We start from the raw sequence: 22587 nt of genomic DNA on the forward strand, positions 1-22587 counted from the left end.
CCCCTCTCATATCGCGCCAGCAAAGTCTGGAAGTTTCCGGACTCTATCACCTCTCCCGGATCTTTCGACGACCAGGTCCGATTCCTGCGAGAAATGCAGCGAGGCTGCGTCCTATGTTTCTGGCCATCCGTTTGTCACCGACGGCGCCTTTGTCGGCCAATAGACAGAGCCGTCCAAACTCGAGACAGGAAATGCCGGCACCACTGGAAAGGCGCGAGGGGAGTCCGTTGGCTAGGAAGACAAAAAACGGTTCGACCGTCCTCGTCCTTCGCCTTGAGGGGGTGCCGACCGTCCTGGGTGACATGCTCGTTGTGACCGACGAGCATGGCGTGTTGCGCGCCCTTGATTGGCTCAATTTCGAGGACCGCATGCACCGTCTTCTGCGATTGCATTACGGCGCCGGTGGTTTTCGTCTTGTCAAAACCAGTGACCAATCCGCCGCCCGCCAGACCTTGGAAAGGTATTTCGCCGGCGATGTCGGAGCTATCGACGGGATTCCCGTTGAGACCCGCGGAACGCCGTTTCAGCGAGACGTGTGGTCGGCTCTTCGCAAGATTCCTGCCGGGAAAACGACAAGCTATGGATTGCTTGCCACGACGATCGATCGCCCGAAGGCCATTCGCGCCGTCGGCATGGCAAATGGTTCAAACCCTATTGGCATCGTCGTTCCCTGCCATCGGGTGATCGGTAAAGACTCATCGCTGACCGGATACGGCGGCGGGCTCGAGCGCAAGCGCTGGCTGCTTGAGCATGAAGGCGTGCTGTTGCCTACCCAACCGGCCGCGCTTTGATCCTGCTGCATATTACGGCGATGTGCGCGCGATTGAGGCAGATACGTCAATGAAATTCGACGAGCACGCGACCGCTTCTATGGCTTGCCGAGGCGGAAGCGCTTTTTCCCGCGGGCCGATACCCTTCAAACTTTTCCAAGGAAACTGCAATGGCAACATTCAAGCACAACGACTTAACCTTCTGGTACACGGAGGAGGGCGCCGGCGAACCGCTGGTTCTGATTCCCGGCGTGACAGGCGACGAGCGGCTCTGGAGGCGCGTTCTGCCAAAGCTCTCCGCCACACGCAGGGTCATCTCGTTCGACAATCGGGATGCCGGCAAGAGCAGCGTTTGTGAGGCGTCCGGCTACGGACCCGCCGACATGGCCGGCGACGTCCTGGCATTGCTTGATCATCTCGGCCTCAAGATGGCCCATGTGATGGGACACTCGCTGGGAGGACAGATCGCACAAGAGCTGGCGCTGAGCGCGCCGGACCGCGTCAATGGCCTGATCCTTGCGAACACATGGTCCAAGGGCGATGGTGAGCTCGACGCTCTACTGACTGTGCGCGAAGCCTTCAGCCGAGAGCTTTCGGATGAAGCGTTTGCCACCCAGAGCATCTACTTCAATTTCGGCCCCTCCTTCTTTCGCAAGACGCCGATCGCCAAGATCGTCGAAGTCTTTATCGCCTCCGGCCCGCGGCCGCCACGGGAGGCGGTCCGGCGCCAAATTGCAGCCGCCAGGAAGGCCGACACGCTCGGGCGCCTCGGCGCGATCCGGTCTCCCACGCTCGTCATCTGGGGCGATGAAGACCGCGATTTCCCGAAGCTTCACGCTGAACAGCTAACCGCCGGAATACCCGGGGCAACGCAAACATGCCTATTCGGAAGCGGCCATTGCCCGATGATCGACAAAGCAGATGATTTCGCCGACGCAGTTTTGGCGTTTCTCGACGAAATTGGGGCGGTCTCGCGGACACCAGCGGGAGCGGTAACGCGGAGATAATGGCCGTGCCATACAAGCTGATTGGCGCCGACGGCCGCACTTACCTTAGCGCCACGCCCCGGCCTGCTCGAGGACATCGGTGGCTCAAAGGCTGCGGGAGGCTCGATTGCCGAAGCGCGCTTCGATGGATCGCACGTGGGCTCTGCACGCGCTATCGCGTGTTCTTCGCCGATGAAGCGACCGCCATTGCTGCCGGCTACCGGCCTTGTGCGAGATGCCTGCCGCAACGCTACGCGCCATGGCGCAACGACCGCGCTGAATGGGCGAGGACCGATTCCGCAGCCCGCAAAGCCCGAGAATCCAGCAAGTGACCGATTTTCATTTCCGAAAGGGAGCTTCATATGAGCACCACCGCAGCAACCGAGCTTCGACACCAGTTTGTGGAAGTGGAGGGGGCACGCCTGCACTACGTCATCGCCGGTTCCGGCCCGCTTATGCTGTTTGTTCATGGCTTTCCCCAGCATTGGTACGCCTTCCGCCACCAGCTCGCCGAGTTCGCCAAGGATTACACGGTTGTGGCTGTTGATCTGCGCGGCGTGAACCTATCATCGCGACCCAAAAATCTCAGGGACAACGGGGTTTGGGTTGCGGCGGATGACATGAAATGCCTCGTTCAGCATTTGGGCTTCTCCACCTGCATCCTGGTTGGTCATGATTGGGGTGCTGCCGTCGGGTATTCGTTCGCCCTGCATCATCGAGAAATGCTCGACCGCCTGGTGGTCATGTCAGGTTCGCACCCTGCAACATTCGATCGCGAACTTCACTACAATGAAAGCCAGATTGCCGGTGGCAAGCACTGGCTAAGGCTGCGCCGGCCGGATAGCGCGACAAAACTTGCGGTAAACGATTTCGAAGCGTTGAAGCAAACCTTTGCCGAGCATCGCTTCTTTACGAAGGAGGACCTTGAAACTTACCTAGCTGCGTGGCGTCAGCCGGGCGCCATCGAGGGGATGGTTGCCTGGTATCACGCGGAAGGGTGGGGGCCCGCCGAAGGACTGTCACCGGCCCACGGCAACTATGTTCACGAAGTATCTCCGCAAACCATAACCGTGCCGACCCTCGTCATCTACGGCGACCGGGACAAGTTCCTTGCGAACCAGAATTATGATGGGCTCGACAAGTACGTACCCGATCTAACGATCCGTCGGATCGAAGGTGGAAGTCACTGGATCCTCGATGAGCATCCGGCTCTCACCAATCGCTATATTCGCGAGTTCATGGACCGCACGCAATCGCAAGACCAGGCCGCCCAATAGCTGTTGGCCTTAAAGGATAACGGCGCCCTTCATGGTGAATGGTCCGAGAAAGGCAAGGAGGCGTATTGAGCCCCAGCGATGCTTTCGGAGGTCCAGAACTCCTGGACACACTTCGCTCGCACGGCTTCGCTCATGACCTTGGGATCACGAGCGGAGGAGCTTTTCAGGCGAAGCCATGAACGTAGAAGTTCTTAAGGCGTTAGGTGCGATAGACGTGGAGATCGCTTGTGCATCACGGTAAGACGCCCGAAAGCGGGGCCGAAAAGTTCTGCCAACTGATCTGGTCTTGGCATACACAGAGCCCGTTGGCATGCTTGGGCGATTGCTCGGAAAAATCAACGGAAGCTCGCGAACTTCGGCACGAAGATGAACCCGGATGTGACCAGTTGGGACCAATCCGCGTCTCTTAATCAAACTGATTTTGATTCCGCCATTCGGAGGTTCGATCCCTCCCGCCCCAGCACCCCAACCGGTTCGGGCGCCCGAGCCTGCCAGCCACGTCCGACACAGCGATCCACCGAAAACCGAGGATCGTCCCGCGCGGTCCGCGCTTATGGCGGGATTCTCGGAGTTTGCAGAGGATCTCATCCTGCACAATGCCAGAGACGGCCACTGGGACGACAAGACACAGCGGCAGGCGAGAAGCATTTCAAACTTGTTCGTCAAGTTCATGCTGCAGGACCAGCACGTCGAGAACATCGAGGCCCTGCGCCAACATCACGTCGGGAAGTTTGTCGATTTCCTCCGGTCGGACATCTACAAGAATTACGGCAAGTCCGCCAAGGATGAAGGCCGGAGCATCTCCGAGCTGCGCGCTATAACTCGGGAACGCCACGTGAGCGAACGCGGGATCGCGGGCGATACGCTCAATCGTCACCTCACATTCCTTGCTCAGATCTTCCGGCACGCGGTTGCGCGCGGGGTTGACGCGCTCGCCCAGATCAAACTCGTGGACCTTCGATCCAAGGGTAAGAAGAAGCGTGCGCGCGACGAGAGGGCCAAGTTGCCGTTCGAGCAGGCTGCCTCCATCTTCCGGACGCCACCCTTCAACAATTGCGCCGCTTGGGATCGGTTGGACGAGCCGGGACCCGATGGCCTCCATCAGCTCTTCAATTGCGCTCTCTATTTCGTGCCGATCCTCATCTACTATACCGGCTGCCGCCGCGAAGAATTGTGCGGGTTGACGGTGGATGACGTCATCCTGGACAACGGCCCAATCCCCTATCTCCACATTGCCCGGAGCATACCTGCATTCGAAGCGTGTGGGGAACATGCTCTGAAGACGCAATCGTCGCAGCTAAGTTCGCTTGCGTTCGACAAGTAAATCGCATCAAGCTTGCGGTAGGAGACCTGTCAAAGGTCAAGCAGATCGTCAATTTGCGAGGCTTGGTGCTTGCAAAAGAGGGGCTCTCCGACCTTACAAGAATTACCGATGGCTGCTCGAAGTTTATGATCGAAGTGTTCGGTGATTCCGGTGCCCATACGCGCGGCACAGAGGGAATGGCGGCGATGCCGCTTGATGTCACTTTCGAGGCGGACATTCTGGTCGAACTTCAGCCCTGAACTGCCGGCGGCTCGCGTCCTAAACTGAAGTCGTTCTGAACTGATTGCAGGCGAGCCTTCCTGGACTGGCCTGCAAGAAGAACGCTTTGGCGAATATTTGAAGGGAAATCTGGTGGCTAAATCCGCGATATTCCGAGGTGCGTGCCTAGCGCTGGGCCTGCTGTGCGGCAGTACGCTCGCCCTCGCAGCCGATTACCCGAACAGGCAAGTCACGATCACAGTTCCGTATGCAGCGGGAGGGACTGCAGATATTCTTGCTCGGTTGATGGCGGACGAGTTGCGCGCCCGATTCGGGCAGGCTTTCATTGTAGAGAATAAGAGCGGGGCGGGCGGAATGATAGGCGCAGCCGCTGTCGCTCGCGCTGCGAACGATGGTTACAATCTTCTGTTCACGGCCGGAGGCCCGCTCACGATTGCTCCCAATCTCGGCAAGAAGTTGGTCGTTAATTCGAGCAGCCCGATTAGGAGCGTTGGAGATCTGGTCGCTGCAGCAAAATCCAAGCCTGGGTCGTTCAAGTTCGGATCGCCTGGAATTGGTACCTCAGTGCACCTCTTGGCAGAATTGTTTCGTCTGCAGGCTAATCTTGACGTCATTCACATCCCTTATCGCGGAGGGGTTCTCACGATGAACGATCTACTCGGGGGACAGGTTGATTATATGTTCGAGAACCTGCCGCAACTGTTACCGCAGGTGAGCGGCGGCACGCTGCGCGCGCTGGCCGTAACTTCTGCTGCCCGACAGCCAACCGTTCCGGCGGTTCCCACTCTTACCGAGGCCGGAATCACAGGTGTCGAAGTGGGAACGTGGTATGGCCTGCTTGGACCACGCGATCTTCCGCCGCCTGTGGCCGCGGGGCTGACGAGAGCTTTCACCGATACTCTGAGGAGTGAACGGTTTCGGAATCGCCTGACGGAGCTTGGAGGCGAGGTTGACGGCAGGACAGGCGCCGAATTCGCCAGGTTCATTGCCGATGATGATGCGCGGTGGCGCGAGACAATCTCTCGCGCGAAGATCGAACCAGAATAGCCGAACTCCAGTTGGCTGTCTCGTTCGCCGTGGAGACGACCGCACATCCTGCAGTTTGAAGCGGCCCGGTTCTTGGTGTCGGATGTTAGCGATCCGCTACGTTGTTGAGAGCAGAGCGGCTCGCCTCATTGTTCAGCGTTGGCAAAGCAGTATGTCGGGCCAGAAGCCTTCCGTCGAACTGGATGAAATCGCCCAAGCGTTATTTATTGAAGACAACCCAGTTTCGCAGGCCATCGATTGTGCGAAATCCGTCGGCGGCGTAGCAGCGCATGGACGGTTGGGAGGCGCGCATCATCTCCGCCAGCGCATGGCCGGGGCCGAGGTCTAGCACTTCGGTGACGCCCAGTTCCGCGAGGGCCTCCAGCGTTGCCGCCCAGTCGATGGGATGGGCGACCTGGTTTGCCAGTTTCGCCGTGGCATCTTCGGCCGTGAAGATGCGTTCGCCGTCGCCGCCGGCAAGCAGCACGCGTTGGCGGGCGACGGCTGCTTGGTTGCTTGCATCGAGCGCCTGCTGCAGAGGTTTGCAGGCCTGCGCGAGCCCTGTCGTGTGCGAGGCGATCTTGACGGCGAGCAGGCCGGCGCGCGCGCCTTCTTTGGCGGCTTCCTCGCAAAGCGCGATGACATGCCGCTCCGCGCCTCCGATGACGAAAAGCAGGTCGGGATTTTTGATCGCGATCTCGCAGCGGTGCCTTGCAAGCAGCGGTTCGAGCGCTGCCCGGTCGAGCCCGCGGACGTAGCCGAGGCGGCCATCGGGGCCCGCCGCATCTTGCATCAGGCGGGCGCGAATATCCGTGAGCCGCAGCGCTTCGTCGGCGGTCCAGACGCCAGCGATGCTCCAGGCCGCCATCTCGCCGACGCTGTAGCCGGTGACGGCGGTCTGCTCAGTCAACAGGTCGGCGATGCAGGCGTGGATCGCGAGCGTCGATGTCACGGTCAGGATCTGGCTGGTGTGATTGACGGAGAGTTCATCCGCGCTGCGCGTCCTGATGAACTCCCGCGGGTCCGCGCCGAGAACAGCGGCCGCAGCGGCGAAGATCGGCTCGGCAGCGGGCTGGTCCGCGACAAGATCAAAGATCGTGTCCGAGAGCGTACCTTGTCCGCCGCAGAGCAGGGCCAGCATCAGACTTCCAGCCGGTCGACGAACAGCGTCATCGCGAGCAGGTCCGCGGAGCCGCCGGGGCTGAGATTGCGGGCGACGAACGCCTCGTGAATGCCGGCAGCACGCGCGCGCCATTCCGGCGACCCGACGCCGCCGGCGGCGAGAAAGCTTGAGGCGCTCTCTTGCGCGAAGCGCAATCCGTCGGCTCCGCCCCGATGCAGCAGGTTGGTGTCGGTGACGTCGGCGATCAACCGCATGCACGTTTCAACGCGCACGGCTTCCTCGTCATGGGGCGCAAGGTTGCGCGCCGCATGCAGCGCGGGCAGGGCGATGTAGTAGACCGAGGGAAAGCCTTCGGCGGCCTCCGCCCTGGCGCCGCCCGCGCCGTAGCGCCGCGAAGCGACGGCGCCGTGACTGCGCAGCGAGACCGGGCCCGACAGGATGTCGTCGCCCCAGCGTTCCGAGACCAGACGGCCGAGCGATTTGCGGATGCCGACGGCGTTCCGGTATCCAGCCGCGGCGCAGAGCAGGCCCAGCCCGAAGATCGCGCCGCGATGCGTGTTGATGCTCTGCGTTGCGGCCAGCATCGCGCGCTCGGCGGCAACGCCGATGGCGCGCAGCCGGTTCATACCGGAACCCTCGGCGCCCGCGGCGGCGAGCTCGCCGAAGAACGGCATCAGGGTTTCGGCGCTCAGGCACAACAACGCGGCGTCCATGTCGCGGTGCGCGCCGTTGTCGACATGGCTGACGAGGCCCGGCTTCGGATGGGTTTCGACTTCGAGCTTCAGGCAAAGCGAAGCGAGATGACCGAGCTGCGCCGCATCGAGCGCGCGGTTCGGCCGTGATTGCCATCTGAGCGCCGGGGTCATGACACGAGACCCGCGAGGAAGGCCGCACGCGTCGTCGTGGTGACGCCTTGCTCACCCTTCACAAGGACTTCGTCTTCGTCAGTGCCGGTCAGCTCACGCCATTGAACTCCGCCGGCGGGACCTGTGATCTCGCCGTCCAGCCGCATCGGTGCCTGCTTGGCGATCCCCGCGATGCCGGACAACAACGTGCCGGCTTGTTCGGCCGACGACAGCGGCCAGAGCAGATCGAGATCCGAACTGGGAGAAAGATAGGGCAGGCCGGTCAGGTGCTGCCAGGCCAGGCTGCCATAAGTGCGGGTCTCCGGCAGCAGCTGGAGCAGCTTGTCGATCGTCTCGCGCCAGGCCGCGGGCGCGGCACTGGCGGCGTCGGCCAGCAATGGCGGCGGCGCGGACGCGACGATATCGGTAGTAGCGAGCGAGACCGCAATGCGCCGTTTGCCATGGCTCGGCGGCAGCGGCAGACCGAGCGGAACGAGGCCTGCCGTATCGCTGCAGGCCGGCCGGCGAACGACGAGCGGCCGTCCCGCATGGGCCCAGCCCGCGACGATCGGCTCGCTGGCGAGCTCCGGATAGCGGTTCATCACCGCGGCCCATCCCGCCGCCGAGGCCTTCACCATGCTGTGGCGCGCGAGAGGCTCAAGCATGTCGCGCCTCCCGATGCGAGCCTGCAGTGCGCGCAACGCGCTCGGCGAGCTCAGCTGCCTTTTGCCGTCCGCCGCGCTCGGCGCCGAGCCGGCCGCGATCATCCTGTCCGTGCGGCCGCTTCAGCACCGCCGCAAGCTGCGGCGCCAGCGGCGCGGCTTCGTCCCAGACGACGTGGACGCCGCCGGTCCGCACCATGTTGTCGAGCCCGGGCGCGAACACCGGCGTGGCCTCCGCCTTGGCTTTGAGGACGTCGATCGGAAGCTTGGTCACTCGCGCCATCGACGGCAGGTCCATCACCGCGGGATGGGCGCCGGGCAACGCCACCAGCGTGCCGGTCGCGAGCGCCGTTGCGATGAACGCGCCGGCCGCGCTGCCGCCATAGAGCAGGCCGATGGTGCGGTGTCCTTCGGTCTCTGCCAGCAGCAGCGCTTTGGCGAGATGCGATAGATACTCGCTGAGGCCGAGCAACTCGTCGCGCTTGCTCATGCGCTGACTGGCGGAATCCACCAGGACCAGGATCGGCGCGCGATCGCCTGACTTGACGATCTTGATGACGCGCCTCGCGAGCACGATGGCTTCGTCCACGCCGAGCGGTTTGCCCTCGATGATGCCGAGCACGTGGATCGGTCCGCCGCCGGACAGCACCGCTTGTCCCGAGATCATCGCGCCGTTGACTTCGATCTTGCGGCCGTTCGGGAACAGGCCGGCCAGGATGTCATCGAGCGTCATCGGCGTTCTCCCTGTCATCGGCGGCGCGAAGGAACGCGCCGGTTGGAAGTGCGGGAACCTCGGTCGGATGGCCGATGCCGAGTGCCTCCCAGATATCGACGGCGTCTTCGCTCTCGCCAAAGCGCTGCAACCGTCGCTCAAGACGCGCCTGTTCGGCTTCGAGAACAGTGACGTCGCATCGTGTGTCGAGGTCGAGTGCATCGATCGCGGCTTGCCGAAAAGCCGGTGCGTCGTCGTCAACGAATGTATCGGCGCCGCCGATGAGGTAGCGATGCTTGCCGCCCATGGTGCGCCAGACCAGCGCGCGGTCGCGCGAGTCGAATTCCTCGATGCCCTTGTTGGTCTCGATAACTTCGGGGCCGCTGACGCTGAGCCGGCCCTGCTCGGAGATGATCAGGCGCGAGCAAGTGCCGGCGATCAGGCTGCCGCCGCCATAGCAGCCGGCGCGCCCGCCGATCAGGCCGACGATTTTGACACCGGCACGGCGCGCCTCGATAACGGCGCGCATGATCTCGGCGATCGCCAGCTCGCCGGCATTGGCTTCCTGAAGCCGCACGCCGCCGGTGTCGAACAGGATCAGCACGTCCTGCTTGAGCGCGCGTGCCGCGCGCAACAGGCCAGTGAGCTTGGCGCCATGGACCTCGCCGAAGGCGCCGCCCATGAAGCGTCCCTCCTGCGCGGCGACGAGCACCGGCGCGCCGTCCAACCGGCCGCGTCCGATGACCATGCCGTCATCGAACTGCTCCGGCAGGTCGAAGATCGCCAGATGCGGGCTGATCTCGCGCAGCTCGGGGCCGATGAATTCGGCAAAGCTGCCGGCATCGACCAGCGCGTCGATGCGCTGCCGGGCGCTTGCCTCGTACCAGCTCAGCGAGACATCATTGGCGGTGGCGGCTGTCATCGTTCCGGCTCCTCGATCTTGCGGACGCCCTGGGCAAGTCGCAGCGCGACCGTGTCCGGCCGGGCGCCGCCGTCGTTGATGGAGATGCATAGACCGCCGGCGGAGCGGCGGGCGACGAAATCGCGGACCACGGCGTCCCACACCGCGCCGAAGCCGTGGGCTGCGGTTGCGATCTCGATCGTGCAGGTATCGGCGGGGAGGCTGCGTTCCAGCAGCACTTCGAGATTGCCGGAGGCGACGACGCCGACGATCGCCTGTGCGCGGGTGCCGCCGGCGCGGTTCGGTGCAGTCAGTCTGAAGCTGAGCTTTTCCATGCAAAACTCACCAGTTGCGGAAGCGGCTGGGCGGGCGGTACAGACCGCCGGAGGCCAGCATGAGGTCCTTGATCGAGCGGGCGGCGAGCAGGTTGCGGTCGGCATCGAGCGGGTCGATGCCGAGATCCTCGGGACGCTGGATCACGCCGCGCTGCCGGAGCTGCTCGACCAGCCTGGCATCGCGGGCGCGGCCGATCTCAGTGTAGCCGGCAACGCCGCGGATGGCCTGCTCGCGCTCGTCCTTGCTGCGGCACATCAGGAGGTTGGCGATGCCTTCCTCGGTGACGATGTGGGTGACGTCGTCGGAGTAGACCATCACCGGCGCCAGATCGAGATCGAGCTTGCGCGCGAGGTCCAGCGCATCCAGCTGCTCGACGAAGAGCGGGACGTTGCTGTCGCCGAAGGTCTCGCCGATCTGCACCACCAGCTTGCGGCCCCGGCGCAGCGCGGCGTTGGTATCAGGATCGGCCTCGGCGCCCGCCTTGAGCCAGGGCTCGCTCGGATGGCGTCGGCCGCGCGGATCGGAGCCCATGTTGGGCGCGCCGCCGAAGCCGGCGATGCGGCTGGTCGTCACCGTCGAGCTGTGGCCCTCGAGGTCGATCTGCAGCGTCGATCCGATGAACATGTCGCAAGCATAGAGGCCTGCCGTCTGGCAGAAGGCGCGGTTGGAGCGCAGCGAGCCGTCGGGGCCCGTGAAGAAGATATCCGAGCGCGCGGCGACGTAATCCTCCATGCCGACCTCCGATCCGAAGCAATGGATCTGCTCGACCCAGCCGGATTCGATTGCCGGGATGATGGTCGGATGCGGGTTGAGCGCGAAATGGGTGCAGACCTTGCCCTTGAGGCCGAGCTTCTCGCCATAGGTCGGCAGCAGCAGCTCGATCGCGGCGGTGTTGAAGCCGATGCCGTGGTTGAGCCGTCGCACGCCGTAGGGCGCGTAGATGCCCTTGATGGCGAGCATCGCCGTCAGGATCTGGGTCTCGGTGATGGCGGCGGGGTCGCGGGTGAAGAGCGGCTCGACATAGAAGGGCCGGCCGGCCTCGACCACGAAATGCACGAGGTCGCCCGGGATATCGACGCGCGGCACCTTGTCGACGATCTCGGTGACCTGCGCGACGACGAGACCGTTCTTGTAGCTGGTCGCCTCGACGACGGTCGGCGTGTCCTCGGTGTTCGGTCCCGTATAGAGATTGCCGTCCCTGTCGGCACTGACGGCGGCGATCAGCGCGACGTTCGGCGTGAGGTCGATGAAGTAGCGCGCGAACAGCTCGAGATAGGTATGGACGGCCCCGAGCTCGATCTTGCGGCCGAACAGCATGCGCGCGATGCGCGCCGCCTGCGGGCCCGAATAGGAGAAGTCGAGCCGCCGCGCGATGCCCTTCTCGAAGATGTCGAGATGCGCCGGCAGCACCACGCCCGACTGCACCATGTGCAGATCATGGACGTCCTGGGGATCGAGGCTGGCGAGCGCCGAGGCGAGGATGTCGGCCTGCTTCTGGTTGTCGCCTTCCAGGCACACCCGGTCGCCTGACCGGATCACCGCCTTCAGAAACGCGCCCAGGTTCGGGATCGGGACGACCCTTCCCTTGGCGTGCTGGCGGCCGGCTGCGAGGCGCTCGCTGAGGGCGGCCTTTTGCATACCCCAATCGCTCATTTCGGCTCCTTGGCATGCGGGAACTGGCTTCGATGACCCTAATGTATGCGTATTGCCTTCCGATGTCAATTAGTGCATACGTAAATCCATAAGCGATGAATATTCGCATACACAGGAGGGAATTTATGACGCGAATGCATACAAAGAGCCCCTGCCCGGGGCGCCGCACTCCGCTCACAGAGGGGAGGCGCCCGTGACCATTTCCGGCGTCGCGCTCCTTGCGATCTGCACGCTGCTGGGGAGCCTGCTCGGCGACCTGCTCGGCGTCGCCCTCGGTGTGAAGGCCAATGTCGGCGGTGTCGGCATTGCGATGATGTTCTTGATCACGGCCCGGCTCTGGCTGGTGCGGCACGGCCTGCTCAGCCACGGTCTCAAGACCGGCGTCGAGTTCTGGGGCAGCTTCTACATTCCGATCGTGGTCGCCATGGCCGCGCAGCAGAACGTCGTCGCCGCGGCAAAGGGCGGTCCGGTCGTCGTCATCGCGGGCGCCGGCGCAGTCGCGGTGTGTTTCGCGATGGTGGCCCTGATCGGAAGGCTTAGTGGCCGCGTCGAGACCATGGACGAGATCGAGACCCGCGAGGCGCTCGAGGCGAGCGTGCCGCACTTCAAGTCCGGGAGGATCGGATGACCATGATATCTCACATGCTCGCTGCCAATTCGCTGATCACCGCCTTCGCCGCTGTCGGAATCCTGATGTGGATCTCCGGGGCAATCTCGAAATATCTCACCTTCGGACGCATCCACGGCTCGGCGATCGCGATCATGCTGGGTCTCGTGCTGGCCTTCTTCGGCGGCATCGCCACTGGCGGCGAGAAGGGCGTAGCCGACCTGCCGGCGCTGACCGGAATCGGCCTGATGGGTGGCGCGATGCTGCGGGACTTCGCCATCGTTGCCACCGCCTTCGAGGTCGATGTCGTCCATGCGCGCAGGGCCGGACTGATCGGCGCGGCCGCGCTCGGACTGGGAACGGTCGTTCCGTTCATTCTGGGCGTTCTCGTCGCCGCAGCCTTTGGCTACACTGATGCCGAATCGCTCACGACGATCGGAGCCGGTGCGGTCACCTACATCGTCGGTCCGGTCACGGGGGCAGCGATCGGCGCGTCGTCGCCGGTCATTGCGCTCTCGATCGCGACCGGTGTATTCAAGGCGGTGATCGTGATGATCGGCACGCCCTTCGTCGCGAAGATGATCGGCCTCAACAATCCGCGCAGCGCAATGGTGTTCGGCGGCTTGATGGGAACGGTCAGCGGCGTCTCCGGAGGCCTTGCGGCGACCGATCGTCGCCTCGTGCCTTACGGCGCATTGACCGCGACGTTTCACACCGGTCTCGGATGTCTGGTCGCACCATCCATCCTCTACTTCACGGTGCGCGCAATCATAGGAAGCTGAATGGCAGGTCTGTTCAAAGTCGCAGCCGAAGCAGAAGAAGATGGCGGCCTCCTCTCCGATCGCATCCGCAATGCGCTCACGGACGAGATCGCGTCCGGTGCGCTCGTTGCCGGCTCGGCTTTGGAAGAGCAGCAGCTTGCCGATCGCTTCGGGGCTTCCCGCACGCCGGTGCGGGAAGCTCTCCGGCAGCTCGTCGTCAGTGGACTGGTCGAGGTGCGTGGGCGTCGCGGGGTCGTCGTGGCGAGGATGACACCCGAACGGATCATGGACATGTTCGAGACCAGCGCCGAGGTGGAGGCCATGTGCGTTCGCCTCGCGACCTATCGCATGACTCCGCTGGAGCGCAGCCGTCTGATCGAGCTGCACGAAGGCTCGCTCGCGATGGTCGAGGCCAACGACGTCGACGCCTATGATGCCTTCAACCGGGGGTTCCACGAATGCATCTACAGCGCGACGCACAACTCGTTCATGGCCGAGCAGGCCCAGGACGTCCGTGCTCGGCTGAGTGCGTTCCGCCGCACGCAATTGCGGCAGGGCGATCGCATTCGAAAATCGCGCGACGAGCACGACGCCATCATGCAGGCGATCGCGGAGGGCGACGGCGATACGGCCTCGCGCAGGATGCGGGCCCATATGCTGAATGCCGCCGCGGCGCTGCGCCGCTACATCGACGACCGCGTCAGGCCCGTCGACGGGCCTGAGCCCGACAATTCCTGACAATGGCGGTCATGAACCGCGCTTGAAGCAACCAGGGCAGGTGCGCGCCAAGGCGTGTTTGTCCGATAATACAATTTTAAGGAGAGCGAAATGGCCGATGGCAATTCCGTGGTGTCTGTCTATGACGTGCCTGCCGAGTGGTCGAAACGCGCCTGGATCGACGATGCCAAATACCGCGAGATGTATGCGCGCTCGCTGTCCGATCCCGACGGCTTCTGGGCCGAGCAGGGCAAGCGTATCGATTGGATGAAGCCGTTCTCCAAGGTCAGCAATTGCTCGTTCGAGCCCCGCAACATTTCGATCAAATGGTTCGAGGATGGCACGACCAATGTTGCCTGGAACTGCATCGACCGCCACCTCCCGAAGCGCGCCAATCAGGTCGCGATCGTCTGGGAGGGCGACGATCCGAACGAATCCAAGGAAATCACCTACGCGGAGTTGGCGCGGGAAGTCGCCACATTCGCCAATGTGCTGAAATCTTCACCGGCATCCGGGAGGCGAGGTCGCGGCGCAGCGATGCTTGCACCTTCTCCGCGGTCATGCGCGCGAAGCGATGATAATCGCCCGTTAAAGAATTTTACCTAGTGCTTGTCCGGTTTCTGCAACCGCTGCGCGAATCCGCCGGCAATGGCAGATCAAAGCCGGAGATTCTCATTCATGAAGCGCCGCGATTTTCTGATCAACGCATCCGCGCTCGGTTTTGCTGCGCCTGCGCTTTTCAAGGCGGCGGTGCTGCCGGTGCAGGCGCAGGAGCCAGCGCCGGCCGGCGCGCGCATCGTGCGTGCGGCGATTTTCCCGGCGATCGGCTTTTCCCGCGTCGGCAATGGCGATGAATGGTTTATCGCACCCGAGGTTCCCGGGCTGATGACGGAGCCGCCGGGCGGTTTCAAGCAGGGACCGAGCCGTCTCAAGAAGCAAGTCCAGCGTTTTCGCGTGTACGGCTATGACGATCAGGGGCGCGTGGTGCGCGAGCTGGGTGCATCCGATGGTCTGCGCTGGACCGTGCACGTGGCCAACAGCAAGGCGGCCTGGTACGGCTACTCAAACGCGATGGATGGTGGCGACAGCGCGCCCGGCATTCCCGGCGCGCTGCGTAACGCCCAAATCGAGCACGCTCGCCGCGAAGAGATGCTGGTCATCGACGCCGGCCCGGTTCGGATCGATGGCGCTTCGACGAATGCGGACGGGCGCGACACGACCTACCGCATGGCTGGTCGGTTCTGGAAGAACATGCCGGTGACGCTCGGTCATCTGCGCACCGACGACGCCGGTCGTCTTCTGGTGTTTCCTGCCGATGGCGTCTCGAATTCCGCTCTGCCGCAGAATCCGGTGCGCGATTTCACCAACAATGACGGATGGCATGATGACTGGTGTGATGGCTGGGTGAAGGGCACGGTCCGGATCGGCGGTGCGGACGTGGATTGCGAGTCGGCCTGGGTGGTCTGCTGCGGTCCGAAATTCGCGCCCCAGATCGAACCGATCGTCAGTCTCTACGACGCTGCACGTGAAGCGATGATCGCGTCTGGGCATATGAAAATGCCGGCCGCACCGGTGTCGTTCCGCCGAGATGTCCTCCCGATCCTGCGGCGTTCCGGCATGATGCAGTGGATTGTGCAGGCGTCCTACCTCAGCAAGGCTTGGAAGGATCTTGACGACCTTTCGGATCCGGTCGTGATCAAAACGCTTGCTGACCCCACGGAAAAGGCCCGTCCCGCACGCGAAAAGGTTCTCGCTGCATTCCGCAAGCCCGGCGGCGAAGACCGTCGCGCCGACGCGCTGCCGCCAATGCTGGGTGATGGCGTCAACTTCCCGGCAAGCCCGAATAGCTGGCTCACGCTGACGTCCACCCAATACCAGATCCTGAGCCTCTGGGCCAAAGGTGCGTTCACCAACGACTTCAACGATTCGGCAGCCGACGCCGTCGCGCAGCTCGACGACATGCCGTTGTCGCTGCGGCCGGAAGCGCTCACCCGCGCGGCGCTGGATGCGTGTTCGGGTGGTGCGTTCCATCCAGGCGTGGAAATTACATGGCCGATCCGTCACGCCGAGCTTTATCGTTCGACGAAGGAAACGCCGCTGCCCTTCCGCATCGCCATCTCCAAAAGGAAGAGCCTCGTTCAGGACGTGGGCTTGCAGCTCAATCCACAAAACGTCTTCTCCGGTCATCCCGGCCGGAGCGACGACGGTGCACCCGTCGGGCCACAGGCACCGGGTGATCTCACGCGATGGATGGGCGTCCCCTGGCAGGGCGATGCGTTCAGTTGCCAGTCCGTGCTCACCGGAGAGGGTTTCCCGACACCCGTATGGTGGCCCGCACTCCTTCCTGTCGATGTGCTGCCGGAAGGCTTCTACAAGCAGATGATGCGGGCGGATCTTTCGGCCGAAGAGCGACTTCGCTTCTATCACTCGCGAGTTGCATGGTCGCGCGGGGCGGCTGGAATCGGTCTACATGTCGAGGCCAGCTACACCGACGGACTACGGCGAATGATCGCGCTGTGGACGCAAATGGGCGTCGTCGTGCGCCGCACGGGACCGAAGGATCTCCTCGGCATTCCCCAGGATGTCTTTGTCGAAGTGCAGCGCGGTACGCTCGATCTCTCGGCGATCAAAGACCCCACCTAGACGGGAATGCACGAGGTCGTAATTCTGGGCGCGGGATTGGCAGGGATGGCCTGCGCCCGCACTCTGTTGCGGCGCGGATGCCGTCCCCTTCTCATTGCGCCTGGACACGACGTCGCCAATCGCGGCGAAACGCTCTCGTTTCGGGCGTCTCCCTATCTGGAAAGCCTCGACTGGACAGGCTTGCTCGACGCGGAGACCGCGATCGCGTGTCAGGGACGCTATTCCGTGTGGGGTCGCGCCGCGCTCCGGCGCGACACGTTTCACCGGGAATCGGGCTGGCATATCGATCGGCAACGGCTCGAACAGCGCATGGCGGACTCGCTTGACGCCGACGGCGTCGAGCGGCTCTCCACCGAGGCTCGTCAGCTATCGAGATCGCCGACACGCGTCGTTGTCGATCTTGCCAACGGCTCCTCGATCGAAGCGGAGTTCGTCGTCGATTGCACGGGCCGCTCTGCCGTGACGGCCGGATCCGAAGCGCCGCTTCGCCGTCTCGACAAATTGGTGGCCTGTTACGGCATCTTCGACCTCGAGGATGGTGCTGAAGCCGTGCCGGCTACTCTTGTCGAGGCCGTGGCGACGGGGTGGTGGTACATGTCGGTGATGCCCCGCGACCGGATCCTGCTCGGCTTCTTTACGGATTCGGACTTGCTGCCAGCGGGACTGCGCAAAGACATGCATCTGTGGGCACACATGGCTTCGCAGACCAGCGCGGTCTCGGCGCGCCTGGCGAGCCTGGGCATCGACGTGGCGACGTGCGCACAACTGCAATTCGCGCCGGCGAGCACCGTAACAACGTCAAAGCTGATCGACCATCGCATCGTCCGGGCTGGTGATGCCGCGAGTGCCCTTGATCCGTTGGGCGCGAATGGTCTTGCCACCGCGCTCTGGAGCGGCATCCAGGCTGCCGAGAGTGCAATGGGCCTCTTGGCTCGGAATGACACTGCTCTCCGGCAATATGAACGACAGTTCCTGGAAGGGATCGCGTCCTATCTCGCCACGCAGAGCGCAATCTACGCATCCGAACATCGCTTTCCCGACGCGTCATTCTGGCGGCAGCGCAACGGCACTTCGCCCGAAGGGATCTGATCCGCAACCGCATCGGCTCGAAGCGGCGGGGGAACTAGCTCAGGCTCTTGCGGTGGCTCAGGTGTCGGAGGGCCAGCCTGATGAAGTTGTGCACCACCATCGACGTCTCGTCCTCTCTGGACACCAGAAAAACGTCGGCCGCGGGCGGTGAGGGCCTGATCGGAAGGAATACGATGTCGGCCGTCGTGAAGCGCGCAATCGACGCGGGCACGAGTGCCACGCCGAAACCCGCGGCAATCAGACTGGGCATCGACTGGGCGTCGACGACCTGTTGGGACACCCGCGGCAGGAAGCCCGCATCGACACAGCATTTCTGGACATAGCGCGCATAATCGGAGCTATCCGGATCCAGGATGACGTGATCCTCCGACGCCAGTTCGCCGAGGGCGATGCGCTTGCGTTGCGCCAGTCGATGGGTGCGGGGCACTGCGAGAACAACCTGCTCCCGCCATGCGAGCTCGCTGGTCAGACCGCGTTCGGCGGGAACGCCGCGAATGAGACAGATGTTCGTCGTGCGGTTGAGGAGTGCCGCGATCTGCAGCGCCGGTGCCTGCTCATGCACTGTCATCTTCACCGATGGAGCGACCTTGCGGTAGGCCGCGAGCATCTCGGCGAGACGACCGCGCAGGATGGAGCCGGTTGCTCCGACATCCAGCGTGCCGACCAGGCCCGCGCCGATCGACCGAACTTCAGTTTCCGTGGCTTTGACCTGTTGCAGGATCGCGCGCCCCCGCACCAGCATGGCTTCGCCGGCCTGCGTCAACTCGACCCTGCGGCTGGTCCTGTAGAGGAGTTGAGTCCCGAGCTCGGCCTCGAGCGTCTGAATGTGCTGGCTGAGCGGCGGCTGCGAGAGGTTCAACCGTCGAGCGGCGAGGGTGAAGCTGCGCTCTTCGGCAACTGCAACGAAGTATCGGAGCTGGCGGAGATCCATAGCAAAAACCTATTGATCGTGTCGTTCTATATATTGGACTTGCCATCGAGCATCGTCAACGAATGACCGATAGAGCCGTCTCGATGTCGCGTCGCACGTTCCGCATCGAGAGCTAGTCCGTCGACGGACGGCTCGGTACGCAGCGACCCCGTCGTCGCCAAAGACAAGAGTGGCAGAGGCTCAGGCCGACCAAGCCAGACCGATGGAAGCCCAGCGAGCGAGGAAAGCCGTGCCCAAGATCTTCAAGTCACTCTTCTTCCAGGTGGTCGTTGCACTCGCAGCCGGTATCGCGCTCGGCGTTGCCTATCCGGACATTGCGTTGCAGATGAAGCCTCTCGGCGACGGCTTCATCAAGCTCATAAAGATGCTGGTGCCCGTCATCGTGTTCTGCGTCGTGGTGCAGGGAATTTCAGCGGCCGGCGATCTCTCGAAAGTCGGAAGGGTCGGCATCCGTTCGCTTCTCTATTTCGAGATCGTGACCACCATCGCTTTGGTGTTCGGCATCGCGCTGGCCTATTACTTCCAGCCCGGCGCCGGCATGAACATCGACCCGAGAACGCTGGACGCTAAGGCGCTCAGCGGGTTCAGTCAGACCGCGGCTCAGGTCGCCGGCGGCGGCGTCTCCGAATTCCTGATGAAGCTCATCCCCTCGACGATGGTGGGTGCTTTCAGTTCAGGCGATGTCCTGCAAGTGCTGATCGTCTCGATCATGTTTGGTTGCGCCGCGTCACTGTGCGGCGAGCGCGCCAAGCCGGTCGTCGAGTTCATCGAGCGCGCGAACGAGATCATCTTCAAGATGATGAATTTCGTCGTCCGGCTTGCCCCGATCGGTGTCTTCGGCGCGATCGCCTTCACCGTCGGCAAGTACGGAATTGGTTCGCTCAAGCAACTCGGGGGACTGGTTGCCCTGTTCTACCTGTCGGTGATCCTCTTCGTGGTTGTCGTGCTCGGAGCGATCATGCGGCTGTCGGGCTTCAGCCTGTTCAAGCTACTCGCCTACCTGCGCGAGGAGCTGATGATTGTTCTCGGCACCGCTGCTGGCGACAGCGTGCTTCCGCAGACCATGCGAAAGCTCGAGCTGTTGGGTATCAAGCGTTCAACGGTCGGCCTGGTGATCCCGACCGGGTACTCGTTCAATCTGGACGCGTTCTCGATCTACCTGACGCTGGCAGCGGTGTTCATCGCGCAGGCGACCAATACGCCGCTTGCTACGGGTGATCTGCTGGCGATCCTTGGCATTGCGCTACTGACCTCCAAGGGTGCTCACGGTGTTCCGGGATCGGCCATCGTCGTTCTCGCGGCGACACTGGCGGCAATTCCAGCGATTCCGGCGATCGGACTGGTCCTCATTCTGTCCGTGGACTGGTTCATCGGCATCGCCCGCGCGCTCGGCAACTATGTTGGAAATTGCGTTGCGACCGTCGTCGTCGCCTCATGGGAAGGCGATCTCGATCGGGCGAAGGCGCATCGCATCCTGAACGGCGAGGTAGATCCCGCAAGTGAGACTCCAGGTGTCGATACACTCGACCCAGATGCTCCGGTCGCAGGTCTGCAGACGTCTTGAAAACGAGAATGCGGATAAGGTCCGGCGATGCTGACGCTTTCGATTGAGCGCTTGACGAAGCAGGCGTTCGCGCCGTTCGGTGAAGTGGTCGAAACCGTCGGGTTGACGCCGCTGTCGATCAACCAGGGCTATGCGCGGCGCTTCAACGACCTCGCCAGGATCGATATCGCTGCGGAAGGTGGACAGATCAACATCAGCTGGTTTGTCGCCTCCGTGCGGCCTGCGCCGATCGCGATTCGCCTGATGGAGCGACACCCGCTTGGGAGCCAAATGTTCATGCCCTTGAACGGAGCGGACTGGCTGGTCGTGGTCTGCACGGATCCCCTCGCACCTTCCAGCTATCGGGCGTTCGCGGCAACGGGGCACCAGGGTGTGAACTATGCCCGGAATTGCTGGCACCATCCGCTCCTTGCTCTCAAGGACGCAAGCCCGTTCCTTGTTGTCGACCGAATGGCCGATGACGGGAATCTCGAAGAGCATTGGTTGGACGAGACGATGCAGCTCGATCTTAACCGGATTCCCCTTTCGTAATTTGGTCCGCGGGCAGGGCAGCTCACGTTGAGACGTCGTACCGGCAACTTTCACGAGGCTTGAGAATGTCATCGCGAACCTATCACGTGCCGCAGGGTGGCCATCCGCGCCAGACGGATCTCTTGAGCGGCCGCGCAGTGTTTACGAACGCATATGCCGTCATACCCAACGGAGTGCAGCGCGATATCGTGGTCAGTCATCTGCCGCACTGGGACAACACGCGCCTCTGGGTGCTGGCGCGACCGCTCTCCGGTTTCGCCGAGACGTTTGCCCATTATCTGATGGACGTGGCGCCGGCTGGAGGAAGTGACATGCCGGAGCCGGACAAGGACGTCGAAGCTGCGCTCTTTGTCGTCGGCGGCAAGTTGAGTCTCGAACTCGCAGATGGAGAACGGGAGCTGCGGCCGGGTAGCTTTGCCTATATCCCGCCCGGCTACGCCTGGCGCATTCGCAACCGCAGCTCGAGCCCGGCACAGTTTCATTGGATTCGCAAACTATACCAGCGGGTGCCCGGGCTCGCTGCGCCCGATCTCATCGTGACAGATGAAGACTCGGTTGCGCCGACGCCCATGCCCGACACGGACGGACGGTGGGCGACCACACGCTTCATCGATCCGGCCGATATGCGATATGACATGCACCTCAATATCGTCACGTTCGAGCCGGGCGCGTCGATCCCCTTCGCAGAGACGCACGTCATGGAACATGGCCTTTATGTCCTGGAGGGCAAAGCCGTTTACCGTCTCAATCAGGATTGGGTGGAGGTCGAGGCCGGAGACTATATGTGGCTACGCGCGTTCTGCCCGCAGGCGTGCTACGCAGGTGGCCCCGGTCGGTTTCGCTATCTTCTCTACAAGGACGTCAACCGGCATATGAACCTGAGGGTCCTGGGGGCGGCGTAGGCTCTCCGTGCCGCGCCCTATCCCTCGTACTGATCCAGCCCCATCGCCCAGAGCGATTGATCGTGGCCGAACGCGTAGTTGCGGTTGGTCAGCGCCGGATTGCGATTGACCATCGGCCGCATGAACATCGGGTGGGTTGCGCTGCGCACCTCGTGCTCGACCGTGAAGAGATGCTTGCCGTTGCTGGGATCGACGATGTCGCAAAACCGGTACTGGTATTGATTGTCCTCTCGGGAGATCAGCTTGCGCGTCGATAACCTTCGGTAGGGACCGGAGAAATCGGTGATGTACATCTGCACATGATGGCCGTCATAGTCCGGCTGGGGCCGGTCGGTCTCGCGGAACAACAGATGCTGGCCGCGGCCCGTCTTCACGGCGGCAACCTGGCCGTCGCCGTTCCAGAGCTCGGCGGGCATTCCCATGATCTCGGGATAGAAGGCGCAAATTCCATTTGCGGTATCTGCCGGTACGTCGAATTCCACATAGGGGATGCCGAGCGCGATGCGCCCGAAGCGCGCCGCATCCGGCTCATAGCAGCGCACGCGATTGCCCCATGGACAGATCGCCTCGACATGGTCGTTGTGCTCGGCGAACGCGAACGCCGTGCCCTCGAGCTTCTTGGCGATCGATGCCAATCGCGCCAGCAGCGCCTCGCGGCCCGCGATGACCAGTCCGACGTGACCGCGCAGCACCTGGGGTTTGCCGCTCGGCAAGTGAAACTGGCTCTGGCCGGCATTGATCCACATGTTGGTGTCGGACACCATCAGATAGGGATCGCGGGTGAGCCCGAGCCCCGCGACGTAAAACAAGCTGGCGAGGCGCTGATCCGGGACCTGGATGTTGACGTGCTCGAGATGGATCGCGTTGCCGAGATCCTCGGTGGATCGATCGAATTGCTGCGGCATGGATGCGGCCCTGGGTACGGATGACGGACGAGGCATACTAGAGCAGAACAGCGACCAATCGAACCACAAGGTGATCACTTCTGCCGGCATAGACTAGCGGTTG

General features: G+C 63.0%; 24 protein-coding genes and 1 pseudogene. 16 read left to right on the top strand and 9 right to left on the bottom strand.

Annotation, left to right across the window (positions count from 1 at the left end):
- Window positions 1-302: 302 nt before the first annotated feature.
- From K289_RS45175 to K289_RS0126710, 7 genes are all read left to right on the top strand, one after another.
- Complete coding sequence (locus K289_RS45175) at window positions 303-791, top strand: methylated-DNA--[protein]-cysteine S-methyltransferase (RefSeq protein WP_051310847.1); 489 nt, start codon at window positions 303-305, stop codon at window positions 789-791.
- Window positions 792-940: 149 nt separating this feature from the next.
- On the top strand, window positions 941-1777 hold the full coding sequence (locus tag K289_RS45180) for an alpha/beta fold hydrolase (protein ID WP_051310832.1): 837 nt from the start codon (window positions 941-943) through the stop codon (window positions 1775-1777).
- Window positions 1777-2088 carry an Ada metal-binding domain-containing protein gene (locus K289_RS48935; RefSeq protein WP_084788718.1) on the top strand — a complete coding sequence of 104 codons (312 nt, stop codon included), beginning with the start codon at window positions 1777-1779 and terminating at the stop codon, window positions 2086-2088. Before K289_RS45180 ends, K289_RS48935 begins: the two co-directional genes overlap by 1 nt.
- 30 nt (window positions 2089-2118) lie before the next feature.
- On the top strand, window positions 2119-3033 hold the full coding sequence (locus K289_RS0126695; RefSeq protein WP_027554336.1) for an alpha/beta fold hydrolase: 915 nt from the start codon (window positions 2119-2121) through the stop codon (window positions 3031-3033).
- A 670-nt stretch (window positions 3034-3703) separates the two neighbouring features.
- On the top strand, window positions 3704-4357 hold the full coding sequence (locus tag K289_RS52095; protein ID WP_210164549.1) for a hypothetical protein: 654 nt from the start codon (window positions 3704-3706) through the stop codon (window positions 4355-4357).
- A complete protein-coding gene (locus K289_RS48945) occupies window positions 4294-4596 on the top strand; it encodes a RidA family protein (protein ID WP_198024774.1) in 303 nt (100 codons plus the stop codon). The genes K289_RS52095 and K289_RS48945 overlap by 64 nt, the downstream gene beginning before the upstream one ends.
- Before the next feature lie 97 nt (window positions 4597-4693).
- Window positions 4694-5623, top strand: coding sequence for a tripartite tricarboxylate transporter substrate binding protein (locus K289_RS0126710; RefSeq protein WP_156918195.1), 930 nt, complete (start codon window positions 4694-4696; stop codon window positions 5621-5623).
- A gap of 199 nt (window positions 5624-5822) precedes the next feature.
- Here K289_RS0126710 and K289_RS0126715 read toward each other — a convergent pair whose 3' ends face one another.
- From K289_RS0126715 to mdcA, 7 genes are read right to left on the bottom strand one after another with little or no spacing between them, the layout of a single operon-like run.
- Entirely contained in the window at window positions 5823-6743 is a 921-nt protein-coding gene (locus K289_RS0126715) for an acyltransferase domain-containing protein (RefSeq protein ID WP_051310838.1), read from the bottom strand.
- The gene (mdcB, locus tag K289_RS0126720) at window positions 6743-7591 is read right to left on the bottom strand and encodes a triphosphoribosyl-dephospho-CoA synthase MdcB (RefSeq protein ID WP_027554340.1); all 849 of its coding nucleotides are present in this window, start codon (window positions 7589-7591) and stop codon (window positions 6743-6745) included. The genes K289_RS0126715 and mdcB overlap by 1 nt, the downstream gene beginning before the upstream one ends.
- Window positions 7588-8235, bottom strand: coding sequence for a malonate decarboxylase holo-[acyl-carrier-protein] synthase (gene mdcG / locus K289_RS0126725; protein ID WP_027554341.1), 648 nt, complete (start codon window positions 8233-8235; stop codon window positions 7588-7590). The genes mdcB and mdcG overlap by 4 nt, the downstream gene beginning before the upstream one ends.
- Entirely contained in the window at window positions 8228-8965 is a 738-nt protein-coding gene (gene mdcE, locus K289_RS0126730) for a biotin-independent malonate decarboxylase subunit gamma (RefSeq protein WP_027554342.1), read from the bottom strand. Before mdcE ends, mdcG begins: the two co-directional genes overlap by 8 nt.
- A complete protein-coding gene (locus tag K289_RS0126735) occupies window positions 8952-9866 on the bottom strand; it encodes a biotin-independent malonate decarboxylase subunit beta (RefSeq protein ID WP_027554343.1) in 915 nt (304 codons plus the stop codon). The genes mdcE and K289_RS0126735 overlap by 14 nt, the downstream gene beginning before the upstream one ends.
- Window positions 9863-10180: a malonate decarboxylase acyl carrier protein gene (gene mdcC, locus K289_RS0126740; protein ID WP_027554344.1), complete on the bottom strand. Its 318-nt coding sequence runs from the start codon at window positions 10178-10180 to the stop codon at window positions 9863-9865. The genes K289_RS0126735 and mdcC overlap by 4 nt, the downstream gene beginning before the upstream one ends.
- A gap of 7 nt (window positions 10181-10187) precedes the next feature.
- A complete protein-coding gene (gene mdcA, locus K289_RS0126745) occupies window positions 10188-11834 on the bottom strand; it encodes a malonate decarboxylase subunit alpha (RefSeq protein WP_027554345.1) in 1647 nt (548 codons plus the stop codon).
- Between the two features lie 193 nt (window positions 11835-12027).
- Between mdcA and madL the strand changes: the two genes are divergently transcribed.
- The 6 genes and pseudogenes from madL (at window position 12028) to K289_RS0126775 (ending at window position 17651) form a co-directional block, all read left to right on the top strand.
- Entirely contained in the window at window positions 12028-12462 is a 435-nt protein-coding gene (madL, locus tag K289_RS0126750; protein ID WP_027554346.1) for a malonate transporter subunit MadL, read from the top strand.
- The gene (madM, locus tag K289_RS0126755) at window positions 12459-13223 is read left to right on the top strand and encodes a malonate transporter subunit MadM (protein ID WP_027554347.1); all 765 of its coding nucleotides are present in this window, start codon (window positions 12459-12461) and stop codon (window positions 13221-13223) included. The genes madL and madM overlap by 4 nt, the downstream gene beginning before the upstream one ends.
- Window positions 13224-13940 carry a GntR family transcriptional regulator gene (locus K289_RS0126760; protein ID WP_027554348.1) on the top strand — a complete coding sequence of 239 codons (717 nt, stop codon included), beginning with the start codon at window positions 13224-13226 and terminating at the stop codon, window positions 13938-13940.
- A 90-nt stretch (window positions 13941-14030) separates the two neighbouring features.
- Window positions 14031-14420 (top strand): annotated as a pseudogene (locus K289_RS0126765) (acetyl-coenzyme A synthetase N-terminal domain-containing protein); the annotation flags it as partial.
- Window positions 14421-14597: 177 nt separating this feature from the next.
- Window positions 14598-16562 carry a CTQ-dependent glycine oxidase GoxA gene (gene goxA, locus K289_RS0126770; protein ID WP_027554350.1) on the top strand — a complete coding sequence of 655 codons (1965 nt, stop codon included), beginning with the start codon at window positions 14598-14600 and terminating at the stop codon, window positions 16560-16562.
- A 6-nt stretch (window positions 16563-16568) separates the two neighbouring features.
- A complete protein-coding gene (locus K289_RS0126775) occupies window positions 16569-17651 on the top strand; it encodes an NAD(P)/FAD-dependent oxidoreductase (RefSeq protein ID WP_027554351.1) in 1083 nt (360 codons plus the stop codon).
- 34 nt (window positions 17652-17685) lie between these two features.
- Here K289_RS0126775 and K289_RS0126780 read toward each other — a convergent pair whose 3' ends face one another.
- The gene (locus tag K289_RS0126780) at window positions 17686-18582 is read right to left on the bottom strand and encodes a LysR substrate-binding domain-containing protein (protein ID WP_027554352.1); all 897 of its coding nucleotides are present in this window, start codon (window positions 18580-18582) and stop codon (window positions 17686-17688) included.
- A gap of 229 nt (window positions 18583-18811) precedes the next feature.
- Between K289_RS0126780 and K289_RS0126785 the strand changes: the two genes are divergently transcribed.
- From K289_RS0126785 to K289_RS0126795, 3 genes are all read left to right on the top strand, one after another.
- On the top strand, window positions 18812-20146 hold the full coding sequence (locus tag K289_RS0126785) for a C4-dicarboxylate transporter DctA (RefSeq protein ID WP_027554353.1): 1335 nt from the start codon (window positions 18812-18814) through the stop codon (window positions 20144-20146).
- Window positions 20147-20173: 27 nt separating this feature from the next.
- A complete protein-coding gene (locus tag K289_RS0126790) occupies window positions 20174-20677 on the top strand; it encodes an ureidoglycolate lyase (RefSeq protein ID WP_027554354.1) in 504 nt (167 codons plus the stop codon).
- A gap of 65 nt (window positions 20678-20742) precedes the next feature.
- Complete coding sequence (locus K289_RS0126795) at window positions 20743-21579, top strand: bifunctional allantoicase/(S)-ureidoglycine aminohydrolase (RefSeq protein WP_027554355.1); 837 nt, start codon at window positions 20743-20745, stop codon at window positions 21577-21579.
- A gap of 17 nt (window positions 21580-21596) precedes the next feature.
- Here K289_RS0126795 and K289_RS0126800 read toward each other — a convergent pair whose 3' ends face one another.
- The gene (locus K289_RS0126800; protein ID WP_027554356.1) at window positions 21597-22484 is read right to left on the bottom strand and encodes a VOC family protein; all 888 of its coding nucleotides are present in this window, start codon (window positions 22482-22484) and stop codon (window positions 21597-21599) included.
- Window positions 22485-22587 lie beyond the last annotated feature (103 nt).

The organism is Bradyrhizobium sp. Cp5.3, from assembly GCF_000426265.1.
Lineage (GTDB): Bacteria > Pseudomonadota > Alphaproteobacteria > Rhizobiales > Xanthobacteraceae > Bradyrhizobium > Bradyrhizobium neotropicale.

Bases quoted from the DNA above. Each gene is read 5' to 3' on its own strand.
- K289_RS45175 (WP_051310847.1), top strand. From the start codon at position 303: ATGCTCGTTGTGACCGACGAGCATGGCGTGTTGCGCGCCCTTGATTGG.
- K289_RS45180 (WP_051310832.1), top strand. From the start codon at position 941: ATGGCAACATTCAAGCACAACGACTTAACCTTCTGGTACACGGAGGAG.
- K289_RS48935 (WP_084788718.1), top strand. From the start codon at position 1,777: ATGGCCGTGCCATACAAGCTGATTGGCGCCGACGGCCGCACTTACCTT.
- K289_RS0126695 (WP_027554336.1), top strand. From the start codon at position 2,119: ATGAGCACCACCGCAGCAACCGAGCTTCGACACCAGTTTGTGGAAGTG.
- K289_RS52095 (WP_210164549.1), top strand. From the start codon at position 3,704: ATGCTGCAGGACCAGCACGTCGAGAACATCGAGGCCCTGCGCCAACAT.
- K289_RS0126715 (WP_051310838.1), bottom strand. From the start codon at position 6,743: ATGCTGGCCCTGCTCTGCGGCGGACAAGGTACGCTCTCGGACACGATC.
- mdcB (WP_027554340.1), bottom strand. From the start codon at position 7,591: ATGACCCCGGCGCTCAGATGGCAATCACGGCCGAACCGCGCGCTCGAT.
- mdcG (WP_027554341.1), bottom strand. From the start codon at position 8,235: ATGCTTGAGCCTCTCGCGCGCCACAGCATGGTGAAGGCCTCGGCGGCG.
- mdcE (WP_027554342.1), bottom strand. From the start codon at position 8,965: ATGACGCTCGATGACATCCTGGCCGGCCTGTTCCCGAACGGCCGCAAG.
- K289_RS0126735 (WP_027554343.1), bottom strand. From the start codon at position 9,866: ATGACAGCCGCCACCGCCAATGATGTCTCGCTGAGCTGGTACGAGGCA.
- mdcC (WP_027554344.1), bottom strand. From the start codon at position 10,180: ATGGAAAAGCTCAGCTTCAGACTGACTGCACCGAACCGCGCCGGCGGC.
- mdcA (WP_027554345.1), bottom strand. From the start codon at position 11,834: ATGAGCGATTGGGGTATGCAAAAGGCCGCCCTCAGCGAGCGCCTCGCA.
- madM (WP_027554347.1), top strand. From the start codon at position 12,459: ATGACCATGATATCTCACATGCTCGCTGCCAATTCGCTGATCACCGCC.
- K289_RS0126760 (WP_027554348.1), top strand. From the start codon at position 13,224: ATGGCAGGTCTGTTCAAAGTCGCAGCCGAAGCAGAAGAAGATGGCGGC.
- goxA (WP_027554350.1), top strand. From the start codon at position 14,598: ATGAAGCGCCGCGATTTTCTGATCAACGCATCCGCGCTCGGTTTTGCT.
- K289_RS0126775 (WP_027554351.1), top strand. From the start codon at position 16,569: ATGCACGAGGTCGTAATTCTGGGCGCGGGATTGGCAGGGATGGCCTGC.
- K289_RS0126780 (WP_027554352.1), bottom strand. From the start codon at position 18,582: ATGGATCTCCGCCAGCTCCGATACTTCGTTGCAGTTGCCGAAGAGCGC.
- K289_RS0126790 (WP_027554354.1), top strand. From the start codon at position 20,174: ATGCTGACGCTTTCGATTGAGCGCTTGACGAAGCAGGCGTTCGCGCCG.
- K289_RS0126795 (WP_027554355.1), top strand. From the start codon at position 20,743: ATGTCATCGCGAACCTATCACGTGCCGCAGGGTGGCCATCCGCGCCAG.
- K289_RS0126800 (WP_027554356.1), bottom strand. From the start codon at position 22,484: ATGCCGCAGCAATTCGATCGATCCACCGAGGATCTCGGCAACGCGATC.